This window comes from Pseudomonas sp. LjRoot277, from assembly GCF_964253845.1.
Lineage (GTDB): Bacteria > Pseudomonadota > Gammaproteobacteria > Pseudomonadales > Pseudomonadaceae > Aquipseudomonas.
In genome coordinates this window covers 5,680,807-5,699,054 of sequence record NZ_CAXURI020000001.1, presented here as the reverse complement: position 1 = coordinate 5,699,054, position 18,248 = coordinate 5,680,807, and the positions used below count along the sequence as shown (strand labels likewise).

Below are 18,248 nucleotides of genomic sequence, written 5' to 3'. Positions count from 1 at the left end.
GGGTTTCTTAAAAACCCAAAGATGTTTGAACTGAAGAGTTTGATCATGGCTCAGATTGAACGCTGGCGGCAGGCCTAACACATGCAAGTCGAGCGGCAGCACGGGTACTTGTACCTGGTGGCGAGCGGCGGACGGGTGAGTAATGCCTAGGAATCTGCCTGGTAGTGGGGGATAACGCTCGGAAACGGACGCTAATACCGCATACGTCCTACGGGAGAAAGCAGGGGACCTTCGGGCCTTGCGCTATCAGATGAGCCTAGGTCGGATTAGCTAGTTGGTGAGGTAATGGCTCACCAAGGCGACGATCCGTAACTGGTCTGAGAGGATGATCAGTCACACTGGAACTGAGACACGGTCCAGACTCCTACGGGAGGCAGCAGTGGGGAATATTGGACAATGGGCGAAAGCCTGATCCAGCCATGCCGCGTGTGTGAAGAAGGTCTTCGGATTGTAAAGCACTTTAAGTTGGGAGGAAGGGCATTAACCTAATACGTTAGTGTTTTGACGTTACCGACAGAATAAGCACCGGCTAACTCTGTGCCAGCAGCCGCGGTAATACAGAGGGTGCAAGCGTTAATCGGAATTACTGGGCGTAAAGCGCGCGTAGGTGGTTTGTTAAGTTGGATGTGAAATCCCCGGGCTCAACCTGGGAACTGCATTCAAAACTGACAAGCTAGAGTATGGTAGAGGGTGGTGGAATTTCCTGTGTAGCGGTGAAATGCGTAGATATAGGAAGGAACACCAGTGGCGAAGGCGACCACCTGGACTGATACTGACACTGAGGTGCGAAAGCGTGGGGAGCAAACAGGATTAGATACCCTGGTAGTCCACGCCGTAAACGATGTCAACTAGCCGTTGGGAGCCTTGAGCTCTTAGTGGCGCAGCTAACGCATTAAGTTGACCGCCTGGGGAGTACGGCCGCAAGGTTAAAACTCAAATGAATTGACGGGGGCCCGCACAAGCGGTGGAGCATGTGGTTTAATTCGAAGCAACGCGAAGAACCTTACCAGGCCTTGACATCCAATGAATCTGCTAGAGATAGCGGAGTGCCTTCGGGAACATTGAGACAGGTGCTGCATGGCTGTCGTCAGCTCGTGTCGTGAGATGTTGGGTTAAGTCCCGTAACGAGCGCAACCCTTGTCCTTAGTTACCAGCACGTAATGGTGGGCACTCTAAGGAGACTGCCGGTGACAAACCGGAGGAAGGTGGGGATGACGTCAAGTCATCATGGCCCTTACGGCCTGGGCTACACACGTGCTACAATGGTCGGTACAGAGGGTTGCCAAGCCGCGAGGTGGAGCTAATCCCAGAAAACCGATCGTAGTCCGGATCGCAGTCTGCAACTCGACTGCGTGAAGTCGGAATCGCTAGTAATCGCGAATCAGAATGTCGCGGTGAATACGTTCCCGGGCCTTGTACACACCGCCCGTCACACCATGGGAGTGGGTTGCACCAGAAGTAGCTAGTCTAACCTTCGGGAGGACGGTTACCACGGTGTGATTCATGACTGGGGTGAAGTCGTAACAAGGTAGCCGTAGGGGAACCTGCGGCTGGATCACCTCCTTAATCGACGACATCAGCTGCTCCATAAGTTCCCACACGAATTGCTTGATTCATTGAAGAAGACGAGAGGCCAGCCTTTAAGGTGGTCTGTTTCGTTAGAGTTTAGAAATGAATATTCCAGTATGAATATTGATTTCTAGTCTTTGATTAGATCGTTCTTTAAAAATTTGGGTATGTGATAGAAAGATAGACTGAACGTTACTTTCACTGGTAACGGATCAGGCTAAGGTAAAATTTGTGAGTTAAATTGCGAATTTTCGGCGAATGTCGTCTTCACAGTATAACCAGATTGCTTGGGGTTATATGGTCAAGTGAAGAAGCGCATACGGTGGATGCCTTGGCAGTCAGAGGCGATGAAAGACGTGGTAGCCTGCGAAAAGCTTCGGGGAGTCGGCAAACAGACTTTGATCCGGAGATGTCTGAATGGGGGAACCCAGCCATCATAAGATGGTTATCTTAAGCTGAATACATAGGCTTAAGAGGCGAACCAGGGGAACTGAAACATCTAAGTACCCTGAGGAAAAGAAATCAACCGAGATTCCCTTAGTAGTGGCGAGCGAACGGGGACTAGCCCTTAAGTGGCTTTGAGATTAGCGGAACGCTCTGGAAAGTGCGGCCATAGTGGGTGATAGCCCTGTACGCGAAAATCTCTTGGTCATGAAATCGAGTAGGACGGAGCACGAGAAACTTTGTCTGAATATGGGGGGACCATCCTCCAAGGCTAAATACTACTGACTGACCGATAGTGAACTAGTACCGTGAGGGAAAGGCGAAAAGAACCCCGGAGAGGGGAGTGAAATAGATCCTGAAACCGTATGCGTACAAGCAGTGGGAGCCCACTTTGTTGGGTGACTGCGTACCTTTTGTATAATGGGTCAGCGACTTATTTTCAGTGGCGAGCTTAACCGAATAGGGGAGGCGTAGCGAAAGCGAGTCTTAATAGGGCGTCTAGTCGCTGGGAATAGACCCGAAACCGGGCGATCTATCCATGGGCAGGTTGAAGGTTGGGTAACACTAACTGGAGGACCGAACCGACTACCGTTGAAAAGTTAGCGGATGACCTGTGGATCGGAGTGAAAGGCTAATCAAGCTCGGAGATAGCTGGTTCTCCTCGAAAGCTATTTAGGTAGCGCCTCATGTATCACTGTAGGGGGTAGAGCACTGTTTCGGCTAGGGGGTCATCCCGACTTACCAAACCGATGCAAACTCCGAATACCTACAAGTGCCGAGCATGGGAGACACACGGCGGGTGCTAACGTCCGTCGTGAAAAGGGAAACAACCCAGACCGTCAGCTAAGGTCCCAAAGTTATGGTTAAGTGGGAAACGATGTGGGAAGGCTTAGACAGCTAGGAGGTTGGCTTAGAAGCAGCCACCCTTTAAAGAAAGCGTAATAGCTCACTAGTCGAGTCGGCCTGCGCGGAAGATGTAACGGGGCTCAAACCATACACCGAAGCTACGGGTATCACTTAGGTGATGCGGTAGAGGAGCGTTCTGTAAGCCTGTGAAGGTGAGTTGAGAAGCTTGCTGGAGGTATCAGAAGTGCGAATGCTGACATGAGTAACGACAATGGGTGTGAAAAACACCCACGCCGAAAGACCAAGGTTTCCTGCGCAACGTTAATCGACGCAGGGTTAGTCGGTCCCTAAGGCGAGGCTGAAAAGCGTAGTCGATGGAAAACAGGTTAATATTCCTGTACTTCTGGTTATTGCGATGGAGGGACGGAGAAGGCTAGGCCAGCTTGGCGTTGGTTGTCCAAGTTTAAGGTGGTAGGCTGGAATCTTAGGTAAATCCGGGATTCTAAGGCCGAGAGCTGATGACGAGTTACCCTTTGGGTGACGAAGTGGTTGATGCCATGCTTCCAAGAAAAGCTTCTAAGCTTCAGGTAACCAGGAACCGTACCCCAAACCGACACAGGTGGTTGGGTAGAGAATACCAAGGCGCTTGAGAGAACTCGGGTGAAGGAACTAGGCAAAATGGCACCGTAACTTCGGGAGAAGGTGCGCCGGTGAGGGTGAAGCATTTACTGCGTAAGCCCATGCCGGTCGAAGATACCAGGCCGCTGCGACTGTTTATTAAAAACACAGCACTCTGCAAACACGAAAGTGGACGTATAGGGTGTGACGCCTGCCCGGTGCCGGAAGGTTAATTGATGGGGTTAGCTAACGCGAAGCTCTTGATCGAAGCCCCGGTAAACGGCGGCCGTAACTATAACGGTCCTAAGGTAGCGAAATTCCTTGTCGGGTAAGTTCCGACCTGCACGAATGGCGTAACGATGGCGGCGCTGTCTCCACCCGAGACTCAGTGAAATTGAAATCGCTGTGAAGATGCAGTGTATCCGCGGCTAGACGGAAAGACCCCGTGAACCTTTACTATAGCTTTGCACTGGACTTTGAATTTGCTTGTGTAGGATAGGTGGGAGGCTTTGAAGCGTGGACGCCAGTTCGCGTGGAGCCAACCTTGAAATACCACCCTGGCAACTTTGAGGTTCTAACTCAGGTCCGTTATCCGGATCGAGGACAGTGTATGGTGGGTAGTTTGACTGGGGCGGTCTCCTCCTAAAGAGTAACGGAGGAGTACGAAGGTGCGCTCAGACCGGTCGGAAATCGGTCGTAGAGTATAAAGGCAAAAGCGCGCTTGACTGCGAGACAGACACGTCGAGCAGGTACGAAAGTAGGTCTTAGTGATCCGGTGGTTCTGTATGGAAGGGCCATCGCTCAACGGATAAAAGGTACTCCGGGGATAACAGGCTGATACCGCCCAAGAGTTCATATCGACGGCGGTGTTTGGCACCTCGATGTCGGCTCATCACATCCTGGGGCTGAAGCCGGTCCCAAGGGTATGGCTGTTCGCCATTTAAAGTGGTACGCGAGCTGGGTTTAGAACGTCGTGAGACAGTTCGGTCCCTATCTGCCGTGGACGTTTGAGATTTGAGAGGGGCTGCTCCTAGTACGAGAGGACCGGAGTGGACGAACCTCTGGTGTTCCGGTTGTCACGCCAGTGGCATTGCCGGGTAGCTATGTTCGGAATAGATAACCGCTGAAAGCATCTAAGCGGGAAACTAGCCTCAAGATGAGATCTCACTGGGACCTTGAGTCCCCTGAAGGGCCGTCGAAGACTACGACGTTGATAGGTTGGGTGTGTAAGCGCTGTGAGGCGTTGAGCTAACCAATACTAATTGCCCGTGAGGCTTGACCATATAACACCCAAGCAATTTGCTGACCTGAAGAGGCACCAGATTGCGGTGTGTGAAGACGACACAAGTCGAAAATTCGCAACGCAACACACAAATCTATTGCATACCCAATTTGCTGAAACGTCGAAAGACGGTTCAGTACCCGAATTTCTTGACGACCATAGAGCATTGGAACCACCTGATCCCATCCCGAACTCAGCAGTGAAACGATGCATCGCCGATGGTAGTGTGGGGTTTCCCCATGTGAGAGTAGGTCATCGTCAAGATTAAATTCCGAAACCCCTATCTGCGTCTGCAGGTAGGGGTTTTGTTTTGTCCTCGAAAAAAGCATCCTTAGACTGGTACGGAGGTTGAGTTTGTATCTGGTTTGTAACCGTCCGGCCAACACATCTTCCTGATCCCCGCGTTTAAGGCTACGGGGTCTGCCTTTGTCGATGTCAGCTACGCGGATCGAGCTTCGGCTCTAGATAGATATACGGAAGTTCTGATGGCATCAATTACGTCTTGAGCGAGCGCCATAACTGTCGTTGTACTGACTTCAATCCGACTGACAATGTCTTCTCTCGGGCCCTGTTTCCAGGCAGCGCTTGCGTAAAAAACATCTTGAGATACTTGGCGATGGATCTCGCTTTCATAGGAGCGAATCAGGTGATAGCTGTCACAATCATGTAATGAGCTGCCATAAGAAACGACATCTATGCCAGATTCTAGGTGAAGCGGTACACTTACATTCTGCATTATTTGATGAAAATCCAATCCCGATCCTGGCTTTAAGGTATACATCAGAATTTCAATAATTCGAGTCATTCCAAGTCTTCCATGTGGAGTTTCAACGTGAGCATCCGTACATCCCAGCTTACGTTATTAGGCGGGAGTCCAGCTATGCGGCAGCAGTTGCGTAATCTCATTCGCTCGCTGCGTCGGTAGGCGTGTAAGGACGTCCTTTAAATAAGCGTACGGATCATGCTCGTTGAGCCGCGCAGACTGGATTAAGCTCATGATCGCCGCCGCCCGATGCCCGCTGCGTAACGACCCTGCGAAGAGCCAGTTCTTGCGTCCAAGAGCCCACGGCTGGATCTGGTTCTCTGCCCAATTATTGTCAATGGGTACGGCCCCGTCATCAAGGTAGCGCGACAGCGCTGCCCAGCGTTTCAAGCTGTAATCCAATGCTCTGCTGATGGCTGAGCCTTCAGGCACGAGATCACGCTGGGCAATCATCCAGGCATGCAGCATATCCATCACCGGTACCGCTTTTTCTTGCCGTTTTCGGCGCCGTAAATCCGGCTCCAGATCGTGAACTTCACGTTCGATTTCGTACAGCAACTGGATATAACGCAGGGCCTGTCTAGATGCCGAAAAACGTCCTGAATCCCAAAACTGTCGGGGACCACTATTGGTTTGGACAGCAATCGAGGCGCGACAGAGAGGTCATGGGGCGCACTCTTGATCGAGCAGCAGAATGTCGGATCGGTCCGCACTGCATGAAAATAATGGGCTGCTGCCCATCTCTGCGCACTGGGGGTTGCCGTGAGTCCCCGAACGTACCGCGCGGTCGCGCTCCCGACTCCCAGGAACACCTGCAAGCGCTCTTGCAAGAATGTTGAGTGTTATCAGGGATCAAGGCCCCTGCGACCTGTGAGGGTTGTCCACTACGCGGGACTGGCGGCTCCTTACGGTCGGGAGCTTGGGCATCTCATGATCTGGCCTCCTGAACACTTCCGAAGAAGTGGGCGGGTGGAGGCGGCGCTGCAATCCTCGACGGCAACCGGCTGGTGGTCTTACTCAGCGCCTGAAGAAGTTCCGGCAGCTTGCTTTCACGCAAATGCGGAGAGTACTCAGGGGAAGGCGGCGCCAGCGCGATGGCATGAAGTTCTGAAGCCGGATTGTGTTCGCACACCCCCCCCCCGCGCAATCGCCTGACTGAAAAACTTCTTGAGCCAGGTCCGGGCTTTGTCTGCCACATTGAACGCCCCGCGCTTTTCGATGCTGGCCTGCAACTTCGCGCAGTCGGCGCGATTGATGTGTTCCAGCTGCATCTCGCCGAGTGCCGGTAGCAGATCCTTGTCGAGGTAGTCGCGAATCTTCTTTAACTTCGCATGGCTGCGGCCGGAGTCGGCCTTGAACTGATACCAGTACTCCGTAGCTCGCCTGAAGGTGTTGAGCCCAGCCTCCCGTTGCTGCTGCTTGTCATCCCGCCGCTTGGCGCCAGGGTTGATGTCGTTCTTGAGCAGCTTCCGGCATTCAGCAGTCGTTCACGAGCCTCCTGCGGCTTGGACACTTTGAGTTGCAAGGCGGTGAGGGGCATGGCTGTACACCTCCGGTTCTCGAACTGGAATCTGTACAGAAAATGTACCAAGAAGAGGCTGGCTTGCGAGGGATGGAACCCCAAAGACCAAAAAGCCCGCAGTTAGCGGGCTCTAGGGGTGTTGCGTAGACGCTGGTAGTCGTCTATGTACTGCAAATGGTGCCCCGAGGGAGACTCGAACTCCCACTCCTTTCGAAAACGGATTTTGAATCCGCCGCGTCTACCAATTCCGCCATCAGGGCTCAATGGCGGCGAAGTATAGAGATGAGATAACCGTCGGTCAATCAGGTACATGGAGAATTTTTGATATTTCCGCTAGACTTCCCGGCCCTGCTAGACGAACCCCATCATGCGCGTTGCTGACTTTACCTTCGAGCTCCCTGATTCGCTGATCGCTCGCCATCCTTTGGCTGAGCGTCGCAACAGTCGCCTGTTGACCCTTGATGGGGTCAGCGGCGCCCTGGCACACCGTCAATTCACTGATTTGCTCGAGCATTTGCGCCCGGGTGATTTGATGGTGTTCAACAATACCCGGGTGATTCCGGCGCGGCTGTTTGGCCAGAAGGCTTCCGGCGGCAAGCTGGAAATCCTGGTGGAGCGGGTGCTCGACAGTCATCGCGTGCTGGCCCATGTGCGGTCCAGCAAGTCGCCGAAGCCGGGGTCGAAGATCCTGATCGACGGCGGTGGTGAAGCCGAGATGCTGGCGCGTCACGATGCGCTGTTTGAGCTGGGCTTTGCCGAAGAGGTGTTGCCGCTGCTCGACCGCGTCGGTCACATGCCGTTGCCTCCTTATATAGACCGCCCGGATGAAGGCTCGGACCGCGAGCGTTATCAGACGGTCTACGCCGAGCGTTTGGGCGCGGTAGCGGCGCCGACGGCGGGGCTGCATTTCGATCAGCCGCTGATGGAGGCGATTGCCGCCAAGGGCGTCGAGACTGCGTTCGTGACCTTGCACGTCGGCGCTGGCACCTTCCAGCCGGTGCGCGTCGAGAAGATCGAAGACCACCACATGCATAGCGAGTGGCTGGAAGTCGGTCAGGACGTGGTCGATGCCGTCGAGGCCTGCCGCGCTCGCGGTGGTCGCGTGGTGGCGGTGGGGACCACCAGCGTGCGTTCCCTGGAAAGTGCCGCGCGCGATGGCGTGCTCAAGCCGTTCAGTGGCGACACCGACATCTTTATCTACCCGGGCCGGCCGTTTCATGTGGTCGATGCCCTGGTCACCAACTTCCATTTGCCCGAATCCACGCTGTTGATGCTGGTTTCGGCGTTCGCCGGTTATCCCGAAGCCATGGCCGCTTATAAAGCCGCCGTTGAGCATGGTTACCGCTTTTTCAGCTACGGTGATGCGATGTTTATCACCCGTAATCCCGCACCACGTGGCCCTGAGGAAACAGAATGAGTCGCACCAGTCGCATGTCTTTTGAGCTTCTTGCCACCGATGGCAAGGCTCGTCGCGGTCGTTTGACCTTCCCGCGCGGTACCGTCGAGACCCCGGCGTTCATGCCGGTGGGCACGTATGGCACGGTCAAGGGCATGTTGCCGCGGGATATCACCGCCACGGGCGCGGAAATCATTCTGGGCAACACCTTCCACTTGTGGCTGCGTCCTGGCACCGAAGTGATCAAGAAGCACGGCGATCTGCACGATTTCATGCAGTGGAAAGGCCCGATTCTGACCGACTCCGGCGGTTTCCAGGTGTTCAGCCTGGGCGCGATGCGCAAGATCAAGGAGGAGGGCGTGACCTTCGCTTCTCCGGTCGACGGCGCCAAAGTGTTCATGGGCCCGGAAGAGTCCATGCAGGTCCAGCGCGATCTGGGCTCGGACATCGTGATGATATTTGACGAATGCACCCCGTACCCAGCCGATGAAGACGTCGCGCGGGTATCGATGGAGCTGTCGTTGCGTTGGGCCAAGCGTTCGAAAGAGGCCCATGGCGATAACACGGCGGCGCTGTTCGGCATTGTTCAGGGTGGTATGCACCAGGATCTGCGTATGCGCTCCCTGGAAGGTCTCGACAATATCGGCTTCGATGGCCTGGCCATCGGCGGTCTGTCGGTGGGCGAGCCGAAACACGAGATGATCAAGGTGCTCGACTACCTGCCGGGTCAGATGCCGGCTGACAAACCTCGTTACCTTATGGGCGTTGGCAAACCGGAAGATCTGGTTGAGGGTGTGCGCCGCGGTGTGGACATGTTCGATTGCGTGATGCCAACCCGTAATGCCCGCAATGGGCATCTGTTCATTGATACAGGCGTGCTGAAGATCCGTAACGCGTTCCATCGCCATGATGATTCGCCGCTGGATCCGACCTGCGATTGCTACACCTGCCAGAACTTCTCCCGCGCTTATCTGCACCATCTGGACAAGTGCGGCGAAATGCTGGGTAGCATGTTGAATACCATCCACAATTTGCGCCATTACCAGGTGCTTATGGCTGGTTTGCGCGAGGCTATTCAACAGGGTACATTGGCCGCCTTTGTCGATGCCTTCTACGCCAAACGCGGGCTTCCTGTTCCGCCTTTGGACTGAGTTTTCTGACCCCAAGATTCAACATTTGCAACTGGAGTGCTAAATGAGCTTTTTTATCTCTAATGCCATGGCTGACGCTGCTGCACCTGCTGCAGGCCCAATGGGCGGCGGCTTTGAGTGGATTTTCCTGGTCGGTTTCCTGGTCATCTTCTACCTGATGATCTGGCGTCCACAGGCCAAGCGCGCCAAAGAGCAGAAAAACCTGCTGAGCAGCCTGCAGAAAGGCGACGAAGTTGTGACCACCGGTGGTATCGCCGGCAAGATCACTAAAGTGGCAGACGACTTCGTTGTTCTGGAAGTTTCCGACACCATCGAAATGAAGTTCCAGAAAGGCGCCATCGCCGCCACGCTGCCAAAAGGCACGCTGAAAGCGATCTAAGTTCCAACTTCTACTCAATCGACGGGGCGCGCAAGGCGCCCCGCGTCATAAGCGGGCGGCGTGATGCTGAACAAATACCCTCTGTGGAAATACATTCTGATCCTGGCGGTGCTGGCGGTCGGTCTGATTTATTCCGCTCCCAATCTATATCCTGATGACCCGGCCATTCAGGTCAGCGGTGCAAGCACTGCGCTGCAAGTCAATCAGGCTGATCTGGATCGTGTGAGCGCAGCGCTCAAGGAATCCGGGATCAACGTCAAGGCTGCCACCCTGGCAGCAAACGGCAAGGGCGGTCTGATTCGTCTGACCAAGGCTGAAGATCAGCTACCTGCCAAGGACGTCGTGCGCAAGGCATTGGGTGATGACTACGTCGTTGCACTGAACCTGGCACAAACCACCCCGCAATGGCTGCGCAGCCTGGCCGCGCACCCGATGAAGCTGGGTCTGGACTTGTCCGGTGGTGTGCACTTCCTGCTGGAAGTGGACATGGACAAAGCGCTCGATGCGCGCCTGAAAGTCTACGAAGGCGACGTCAAGAGCCTGTTGCGTAAAGAGAAACTGCGCTATCGCAGCCTGCCGCAACTCAACGGTGCCATTCAGCTGGGCTTCACTGATGAAGCAACCCGCGAACAAGCCCGTACGCTGATCCGCAAGAGCTTCAACGATTTCGACATTGTTCCGGCCGACCTCAATGGCCAACCGGTACTGCGTCTGGCGATGACCCCGGCCAAGCTGGCGGAAATCCGTGAATACTCCATCAAGCAGAACTTGACCACGGTACGTAACCGCGTCAACGAGCTGGGTGTTGCCGAGCCAATCGTTCAGCGTCAGGGCGCCAACCGCATCGTGGTTGAGCTGCCGGGCGTGCAGGACACTGCCGAAGCCAAGCGTATCCTCGGCAAGACGGCCAACCTTGAGTTCCGTCTGGCCGCTGAGCCAGGTGCTTCGAAAGCCACTTCCGAAACCTTCGAGTTCCGTGAAGGCAATCGTCCGCCAGCACAGATCGAGCGTGGCTTGATCATCACTGGCGACCAGGTGACGGACGCCAAGGCTGGCTTCGGCGAGCACGGCACGCCAGAAGTGAACATCCGTCTGGATGGCCACGGTGGCGAGCTGATGAGTCGTGCGACTCGCAGCAACGTCGGTCGCAGCATGGCAGTGATCTTTATCGAGCAACGTCCGGTTACCACTTACGTCAAGCAAGTGGTTAACGGCGTCGAGAAAGACGTGCCGGTCCAGACGTTCAAGGAAGAGAAAAAGATCATCAGCCTGGCGACCATCCAGTCGCCGCTGGGTGCTCAGTTCCGCATCACTGGCCTGAACGGCCAGGGCGAGTCGTCCGAACTGGCGCTGCTGCTGCGTGCCGGTGGTCTGGCTGCACCGATGTACTTCGCTGAAGAGCGCACCATTGGCCCGAGCCTGGGTGCCGACAACATCGTCAAGGGTATCGATGCATCGCTGTGGGGCATGCTGTTTGTCTCGCTGTTCATCATGGCCATCTACCGCTTCTTCGGCATCATCGCCACCGTCGCGCTGGCGGTGAACATGGTGCTGCTGCTGGCCTTGATGTCGCTGCTGGGGGCAACGCTGACCCTGCCGGGTATCGCCGGTATCGTATTGACCATGGGTATGGCCGTCGACGCCAACGTTCTGATCTTCTCGCGGATACGTGAAGAGATCGCGGCAGGCATGACCGTACAACGGGCAATCAACGAAGGCTTCGGCCGGGCATTCACCGCGATTCTCGACGCCAACCTGACAACCTTGTTGGTCGGCGGGATTCTCTTTGCGATGGGCACCGGCCCGGTCAAAGGTTTCGCAGTGACCATGTCCCTCGGGATCTTTACCTCGATGTTCACGGCCATCATGGTGACCCGCGCGATGGTCAACCTGATCTTCGGCGGTCGTGACTTCAAGAAGTTGTGGATTTAAGGGGCTGCCATGTTACGTACAATCAACTTCATGGGCGTTCGCAACTTTGCGTTCGGCGTCACATTGTTCCTTACCGCACTGGCATTGTTCAGTGTTGCCACCAAGGGCATGAACTGGGGGCTGGACTTCACCGGCGGTACGCTCATTGAGCTGACCTACGAGCGTCCGGCCGATGTCACCAAGGTGCGTGAGCAACTGGCCACTTCGGGTTATCACGAGGCAATCGTGCAGAGCTTCGGTGCGACTACCGATTTGCTGGTGCGCATGCCGGGTGAAGACCCGCAGCTGGGTCATCAAGTGGCAGAAGCGCTGCTGAAAGTCGGCGGCGACAACCCGGCGACGGTCAAGCGCGTCGAGTTCGTCGGCCCGCAGGTGGGTGAAGAGCTGCGCGACCAGGGCGGCCTCGGCATGCTGATGGCGCTGGGCGGCATTCTGATCTACCTGGCTTTCCGCTTTCAGTGGAAGTTTGCGGTTGGTGCCATTGTTTCGCTGATCCACGACGTGATCGTGACCATCGGTATCCTGTCGTTCTTCCAGATCACCTTCGACCTGACGGTGTTGGCGGCGGTACTGGCGATCATTGGTTACTCGCTCAACGACACCATCGTGGTATTCGACCGGGTTCGTGAGAACTTCCGTGTGCTGCGCAAGGCGTCCTTGATCGAGAACATCAACATCTCGACTACCCAGACCCTGCTGCGGACCATGGCAACGTCGATCTCCACTTTGCTGGCGATCGCGGCCCTGTTGTTCTTTGGTGGCGACAACCTGTTCGGCTTCTCCATCGCGCTGTTTATCGGTGTGTTGGCGGGTACTTACTCGTCGATCTACATCGCCAACGTCGTGCTGATCTGGCTGAACCTGAGCACTGAGGATCTGATTCCTAGTGTGGCTACCGATAAGGAAGTCGACGACCGCCCATAACGGCTATCGTTTTCCAGCTGTCGGCCGAAAAGGCGCGAGTGTTGAACTCGCGCCTTTTTTTATGCTCCAAGGCTAGGAGAAGCGCGGGCATGTCCCGCATGTGATGGTCAGGAGGTTCATGTGAACAAGTCGATGCTGGTTGGTGCAGTATTGGGTGCTGTTGGTGTGACGGCCGGAGGTGCTGTTGCCACCTACAGCCTTGTCAAAAAAAGCAGCCCTGAGTATGCGCAAGTTCTGGCCGTTGAACCGGTCAAGACACAAATCAAGACGCCACGTGAAGTATGCAAGGATGTTGCAGTAACCCGGCAAGCGCCGGTGAAAGATCAGCATCAGATCGCCGGTACCGTGGTCGGTGCGTTGGCGGGTGGTCTGCTGGGTAATCAGATCGGCGGCGGCACCGGCAAGAAAATTGCTACGGTCGCAGGCGCTGTCGGTGGTGGTTACGCCGGTAATAAGGTTCAGGAAGGCATGCAGGAGCGCGACACCTACACCACGACTCAGACGCGGTGTAATACCGTGAATGACATCAGTGACAAGGTCGTAGGTTATGACGTCCGTTATTCGCTGGACGGCAAGGAAGGCAAAGTGCGGATGGATCGCGATCCGGGCAACCAGATTCCGGTCGATAAGGAAGGCAAGCTGATCCTGGGGCAGAACGAAGAGAATCGCTAAATACTCAGGTTTGAGATTTAAAAAAAGCACCCTTCGGGGTGCTTTTTTTGTGCCTGAAATCCGGTCTCGGAAACACCCAAAACCCAATGTGGGAGCGGGCTTGCTCGCGAAAGCGGTGTGTCATTCACTGTAAATGCTGAATGTTAGACCGCGTTCGCGAGCAAGCCCGCTCCCACATTGGGTTGGTGGTGAGGCACAAATTTCGGGCATAAAAAAAGCACCCCGAAGGGTGCTTTTTTTGTGGCTGCTCGCTTAGCGTTTCAGCGAGGCCGGCAGGTGCGGCTGGATGGCCGTCAGTACTGCTTTGAAGCATTTGGTATTGCCGGCAACGACGTGGCCTTTCTCAAGGAAGTCGTGACCGCCGGTGAAGTCGCTCACCAGGCCGCCTGCTTCCTGGATCAGCAGGGCGCCAGCAGCCATGTCCCACTCGGACAGGCCCGACTCCCAGAACGCGTCGAAACGGCCGGCCGCTACGTAAGCCAGGTCCAGGCTCGCCGAGCCAGCACGGCGGATGCCGGCAGTTTGGCCAACCAGGGCGCGGAACATGCCCAGGTAGTTGTCGAGGTTGTCCATCTGGTCATCGCGGAACGGGAAGCCGGTACCCAGCAGGGCGCCGTCCAGGCTGGTGCGGCCGCTGACGCGCAGACGACGACCGTTCAGTTGAGCGCCGCGACCACGGCTGGCGGTGAATTCTTCCTGGCGAACCGGGTCCAGAACAACAGCGTGTTCCAGGCGACCGCGGTATTTGCAGGCGATGCTGACAGCGAAGTGAGGAATGCCGCGCAGGAAGTTGGTGGTGCCGTCCAGTGGGTCGATGATCCACAGGTAGTCTTCGCCTTCGCCGCTACCCGGGTGCATGCCGGTTTCTTCGCCGAGAATGCCGTGGGTAGGGTAGGCCTTGCGCAGCGCGTCGATGATTTTCTGTTCGGCGGCGCGATCCACCTCGGATACGTAATCCTTGGCGTCTTTTTCGTCGACCTTGATGGTATCCAGGCGCTCGATGGAGCGGAAGATCAATTCACTGGCGCTGCGGGCGGCGCGCAGCGCGATATTCAGCATGGGCTGCATGGATGTGTCACCTAAGGTTGTTAAAGAAAGCCGGGCATTCTATCAGAACTTTTCTACAGGTGAAGGTTGGTGTTCGCTTTCATAGCTTAACGGTAGGTTGAGCTGTAAGATTCTGCTCCCATTAAAGTGTTCGAGAGCGCCTCCCTTGCTGCAAAACATTCGTGTCGTCCTGGTCAATACCAGCCATCCCGGGAATATCGGCGGGGCTGCGCGTGCCATGAAGAACATGGGCCTGTCGCGGCTGGTGCTGGTCGAACCGCGGTTGTTCCCGCATCACGAAGCCGATGCTCGTGCTTCCGGTGCCGGTGACATCCTTGAAAACGCGCAAGTCGTCGCCACCTTGGAAGATGCCTTGGTTGGCTGCAATCTGGTGCTCGGCACCAGCGCCCGTGACCGTCGCATTCCCTGGCCGTTGCTCGATCCCCGCGAATGCGGTGTAAAAGTGGTCGAGGAGGCAACGCAGGGTGCTGAAATCGCCTTGGTCTTTGGTCGTGAAGATTCCGGCCTGACCAATGAAGAGCTGCAGCGATGTCATTATCACGTGCACATCCCATCAGACCCTGAGTTCAGCTCGCTGAACCTTGGGGCGGCGGTGCAGGTTTTGAGCTATGAAGTGCGTATGTCCTGGCTCGCGGCCCAGGGTCAGCCGAGCAAGGTCGAGAAGGATGAAGTGGCGTCCACCAAAAGTGGTGAGCTGGCGACCATGGATGAGCTGGAGCGATTCTATGAACACCTGGAGCAAACTCTGGTGGCCATTGAATTCCTCGATCCGGAAAAACCACGGCACTTGATGGCGCGCCTGCGCCGGTTGTACGGACGCAGCTCGGTCAGCCGGGCGGAAATGAATATATTGCGTGGCATCCTCACGGAAACCCAGAAAGCGGCCCGTGGCGAGCTTCTTAAGCGGAAGGATTAAAAATGTTCGAGCGTTTGCGTGAAGATATCCAGAGTGTTTTCCATCGTGATCCGGCAGCGCGCAACGCCTTTGAAGTTCTGACGTGCTACCCGGGCATGCACGCCATCTGGATCCACCGTCTGTCGTCGGTCCTGTGGGGTATGGGCTGGAAGTGGCTGGCGCGGCTGGTGTCAAACTTCGGTCGCTGGTTGACCGGGATCGAAATTCATCCGGGTGCCAAGGTCGGTCGTCGCTTCTTTATTGACCATGGCATGGGCATCGTCATCGGTGAAACCGCTGAGATCGGCAATGACGTCACCCTTTATCAGGGTGTGACCCTGGGTGGCACTAGTTGGAACAAGGGCAAGCGTCACCCGACGCTTGAAGATGGCGTGGTGGTCGGGGCGGGGGCCAAAGTACTGGGTCCGTTTACGGTCGGCGCCGGAGCCAAGGTCGGTTCCAATGCCGTGGTCACCAAGGCGGTTCCGGCGGGTGCGACGGTGGTCGGCATTCCGGGTCGGATCATCGTCAAGCCCGATGAAGAGCAGGACGCCAAGCGCAAGGCCATGGCCGAGAAGATCGGTTTCGATGCCTACGGTGTTGGCGAAGACATGCCGGACCCGGTGGCGCGTGCCATCAATCAGTTGCTCGATCACCTGCAGGCCGTCGACGGCCGTCTGGAAGGTATGTGCGGTGCGTTGAAAGATCTGGGCAGTAACTACTGCGCCAAGGATCTACCTGAGTTGCGCGAAGAAGACTTCGCCTGTGTCAAGGACAAGGATGAAAGCAAGGCGAGCTAACTCCGGGCTGACCCCTTCGCAAGCAATTGCTGGCTGTTCGCGGCCAGCCTTTGCTATGATGCGCCCGCTCTTTTGCGGGTAATCCTGACTAAAGTACTAGGTCTTATAGTTGACTTAAATACTCGGGAATTGCATACTCGCCCCATTCCGAACTCCGTGGTAATTGTCCATGCGACTGACTACAAAAGGCCGATACGCCGTGACTGCCATGCTTGACCTGGCGTTGCACGCGCAGCACGGGCCGGTGTCCCTGGCCGATATCTCCGAGCGCCAAGGCATCTCCCTGTCCTACCTCGAACAGCTCTTCGCCAAATTGCGCCGCAGCAATCTGGTGTCCAGCGTCCGTGGTCCAGGCGGCGGCTATCAGCTGTCGCGCGACATGCAGGGTATCCAGGTCGCCCAGGTGATCGATGCGGTGAACGAATCGGTCGATGCCACCAAATGCCAGGGCCAAGGTGATTGCCATCAAGGCGACACCTGTCTGACCCACCACTTGTGGTGCGATCTGAGCCTGCAGATTCACGAGTTTCTCAGCGGTATCAGCTTGGCTGACCTTGTCACTCGCCGTGAGGTACAAGAAGTAGCCCAGCGTCAGGATCAGCGCCGTTGCAACAGCAAAGCGCCACGCCTGGACAAGATCGAAGCGTCCGCCGTCGAATGACAGCCAAAGAGCTAGCGGCACGCCAGCCAGCCTGATTTAGGAGATAGTCCATGAAATTGCCGATTTACCTTGATTACTCTGCGACCACCCCGGTTGATCCGCGTGTAGCGCAAAAGATGAGTGAGTGCCTGCTGGTTGACGGAAACTTCGGTAACCCGGCGTCCCGTTCCCACGTGTTCGGCTGGAAAGCTGAAGAGTCCGTCGAAAACGCTCGTCGTCAGGTCGCTGACCTGGTCAACGCCGACCCGCGTGAAATCGTCTGGACCTCCGGTGCCACCGAGTCCGACAACCTGGCAATCAAGGGTGCGGCGCATTTCTATGCCACCAAAGGCAAACACCTGATCACCACCAAGATTGAGCACAAGGCTGTCCTCGACACCATGCGCCAACTGGAGCGTGAAGGCTTCGAAGTCACTTACATCGAGCCTCGCACTGATGGTCTGGTCACTCCAGAGATGATCGAAGCTGCCCTGCGCGACGACACCATCCTGGTTTCGGTCATGCACGTGAACAACGAAATCGGCACCATCAACGACATCGCAGCCATCGGCGAACTGACCCGCTCCAAGGGCATCCTGTTCCACGTCGACGCTGCTCAGTCCACCGGCAAGGTCGATATCGACCTGTCGAAGCTGAAAGTCGACATGATGTCGTTCTCTGCCCATAAAACCTACGGCCCTAAAGGCATCGGCGCACTGTACGTGAGCCGCAAGCCGCGTGTTCGCATCGAAGCGACCATGCACGGCGGCGGTCACGAACGTGGTATGCGTTCCGGCACTCTGGCGACCCACCAGATCGTCGGCATGGGCGAAGCCTTCCGCGTAGCCAAGGAAGACATGGTTGCCGAGAACATCCGCATCAAGGCCTTGAGCGACCGTTTCTTCAAGCAGGTCGAAGGCCTGGAAGAGCTGTACATCAACGGCAGCATGACCGCCCGCGTTCCGCACAACCTGAACCTGAGCTTCAACTACGTTGAAGGCGAGTCTCTGATCATGGCGCTCAAGGATCTGGCGGTTTCGTCCGGTTCGGCCTGCACCTCGGCTTCCCTTGAGCCTTCGTACGTACTGCGCGCCCTGGGCCGCAACGACGAACTGGCACACAGCTCGATTCGCTTCACCTTCGGCCGTTTCACCACCGAAGAAGAAATCGACTACGCCGCGCAGAAAGTCTGCGAGGCCGTTACCAAGCTGCGCACTCTGTCGCCGCTGTGGGACATGTACAAAGACGGTGTCGACATTTCGAAAATCGAGTGGGCGGCACACTGATTTCAAGTCGCCGCAACCCGGCCCTGTAAGACGCAGGTTTTCAGGGCTTAAGAGCGACTCT

The 18,248-nt window shown here is 56.1% G+C and carries 13 protein-coding genes, 1 tRNA gene, 3 rRNA genes and 2 pseudogenes; 13 read left to right on the top strand and 6 right to left on the bottom strand.

Annotated features, from left to right (window positions below):
* Positions 1-27: 27 nt before the first annotated feature.
* From ACSQ87_RS26565 to rrf, 3 genes are all read left to right on the top strand, one after another.
* A 16S ribosomal RNA gene (locus ACSQ87_RS26565) occupies positions 28-1,566 on the top strand.
* 302 nt (positions 1,567-1,868) lie between these two features.
* A 23S ribosomal RNA gene (locus tag ACSQ87_RS26560) occupies positions 1,869-4,760 on the top strand.
* Between the two features lie 147 nt (positions 4,761-4,907).
* A 5S ribosomal RNA gene (gene rrf, locus ACSQ87_RS26555) occupies positions 4,908-5,023 on the top strand.
* Together the 16S, 23S and 5S rRNA genes form the textbook arrangement of a ribosomal RNA operon.
* Positions 5,024-5,198: 175 nt before the next feature.
* Here the strand turns inward: rrf and ACSQ87_RS26550 are convergent.
* The 5 genes and pseudogenes from ACSQ87_RS26550 to ACSQ87_RS26530 form a co-directional block, all read right to left on the bottom strand.
* Positions 5,199-5,564 carry an NIPSNAP family protein gene (locus tag ACSQ87_RS26550; RefSeq protein ID WP_436274726.1) on the bottom strand — a complete coding sequence of 122 codons (366 nt, stop codon included), beginning with the start codon at positions 5,562-5,564 and terminating at the stop codon, positions 5,199-5,201.
* A gap of 57 nt (positions 5,565-5,621) precedes the next feature.
* Positions 5,622-6,104: pseudogene (locus tag ACSQ87_RS26545) on the bottom strand (IS66 family transposase); the annotation flags it as partial.
* Positions 6,104-6,316 (bottom strand): annotated as a pseudogene (locus ACSQ87_RS26540) (hypothetical protein); the annotation flags it as partial. The pseudogenes ACSQ87_RS26545 and ACSQ87_RS26540, both read right to left, overlap by 1 nt.
* 276 nt (positions 6,317-6,592) lie before the next feature.
* Positions 6,593-6,973 (bottom strand): phage integrase central domain-containing protein, encoded by a 381-nt coding sequence (locus ACSQ87_RS26535; RefSeq protein WP_436275119.1) that lies wholly within the window; start codon positions 6,971-6,973, stop codon positions 6,593-6,595.
* Between the two features lie 246 nt (positions 6,974-7,219).
* Positions 7,220-7,304, bottom strand: a tRNA-Leu gene (locus ACSQ87_RS26530).
* Between the two features lie 107 nt (positions 7,305-7,411).
* On the opposite strand from ACSQ87_RS26530, the gene queA reads away from it, so the two are divergent.
* The 6 genes from queA (at position 7,412) to ACSQ87_RS26500 (ending at position 13,498) form a co-directional block, all read left to right on the top strand.
* Positions 7,412-8,461, top strand: a complete 1,050-nt coding sequence (gene queA, locus ACSQ87_RS26525) for a tRNA preQ1(34) S-adenosylmethionine ribosyltransferase-isomerase QueA (RefSeq protein WP_046046021.1) — start codon at positions 7,412-7,414, stop codon at positions 8,459-8,461.
* Positions 8,462-8,475: 14 nt separating this feature from the next.
* Complete coding sequence (tgt, locus tag ACSQ87_RS26520) at positions 8,476-9,591, top strand: tRNA guanosine(34) transglycosylase Tgt (protein WP_161990833.1); 1,116 nt, start codon at positions 8,476-8,478, stop codon at positions 9,589-9,591.
* 43 nt (positions 9,592-9,634) lie between these two features.
* Positions 9,635-9,970: a preprotein translocase subunit YajC gene (gene yajC, locus ACSQ87_RS26515; protein ID WP_008147715.1), complete on the top strand. Its 336-nt coding sequence runs from the start codon at positions 9,635-9,637 to the stop codon at positions 9,968-9,970.
* A gap of 63 nt (positions 9,971-10,033) precedes the next feature.
* Positions 10,034-11,902 (top strand): protein translocase subunit SecD, encoded by a 1,869-nt coding sequence (secD, locus tag ACSQ87_RS26510; protein ID WP_223432725.1) that lies wholly within the window; start codon positions 10,034-10,036, stop codon positions 11,900-11,902.
* Positions 11,903-11,911: 9 nt separating this feature from the next.
* The gene (gene secF / locus ACSQ87_RS26505; RefSeq protein ID WP_223432726.1) at positions 11,912-12,826 is read left to right on the top strand and encodes a protein translocase subunit SecF; all 915 of its coding nucleotides are present in this window, start codon (positions 11,912-11,914) and stop codon (positions 12,824-12,826) included.
* 120 nt (positions 12,827-12,946) lie between these two features.
* On the top strand, positions 12,947-13,498 hold the full coding sequence (locus ACSQ87_RS26500) for a glycine zipper 2TM domain-containing protein (protein ID WP_111450285.1): 552 nt from the start codon (positions 12,947-12,949) through the stop codon (positions 13,496-13,498).
* Positions 13,499-13,750: 252 nt separating this feature from the next.
* Here ACSQ87_RS26500 and suhB read toward each other — a convergent pair whose 3' ends face one another.
* Positions 13,751-14,566, bottom strand: a complete 816-nt coding sequence (suhB, locus tag ACSQ87_RS26495; protein WP_033061458.1) for a type III secretion system regulator SuhB — start codon at positions 14,564-14,566, stop codon at positions 13,751-13,753.
* A 145-nt stretch (positions 14,567-14,711) separates the two neighbouring features.
* Between suhB and trmJ the strand changes: the two genes are divergently transcribed.
* The 4 genes from trmJ (at position 14,712) to ACSQ87_RS26475 (ending at position 18,187) form a co-directional block, all read left to right on the top strand.
* Positions 14,712-15,482 (top strand): tRNA (cytosine(32)/uridine(32)-2'-O)-methyltransferase TrmJ, encoded by a 771-nt coding sequence (gene trmJ / locus ACSQ87_RS26490; protein WP_046046028.1) that lies wholly within the window; start codon positions 14,712-14,714, stop codon positions 15,480-15,482.
* 2 nt (positions 15,483-15,484) lie between these two features.
* The gene (gene cysE, locus ACSQ87_RS26485; RefSeq protein WP_150659136.1) at positions 15,485-16,261 is read left to right on the top strand and encodes a serine O-acetyltransferase; all 777 of its coding nucleotides are present in this window, start codon (positions 15,485-15,487) and stop codon (positions 16,259-16,261) included.
* Positions 16,262-16,430: 169 nt separating this feature from the next.
* Entirely contained in the window at positions 16,431-16,922 is a 492-nt protein-coding gene (gene iscR, locus ACSQ87_RS26480) for a Fe-S cluster assembly transcriptional regulator IscR (RefSeq protein WP_007903581.1), read from the top strand.
* A 50-nt stretch (positions 16,923-16,972) separates the two neighbouring features.
* Positions 16,973-18,187: an IscS subfamily cysteine desulfurase gene (locus ACSQ87_RS26475; RefSeq protein WP_074873944.1), complete on the top strand. Its 1,215-nt coding sequence runs from the start codon at positions 16,973-16,975 to the stop codon at positions 18,185-18,187.
* The last annotated feature ends 61 nt before the right edge of the window (positions 18,188-18,248 follow it).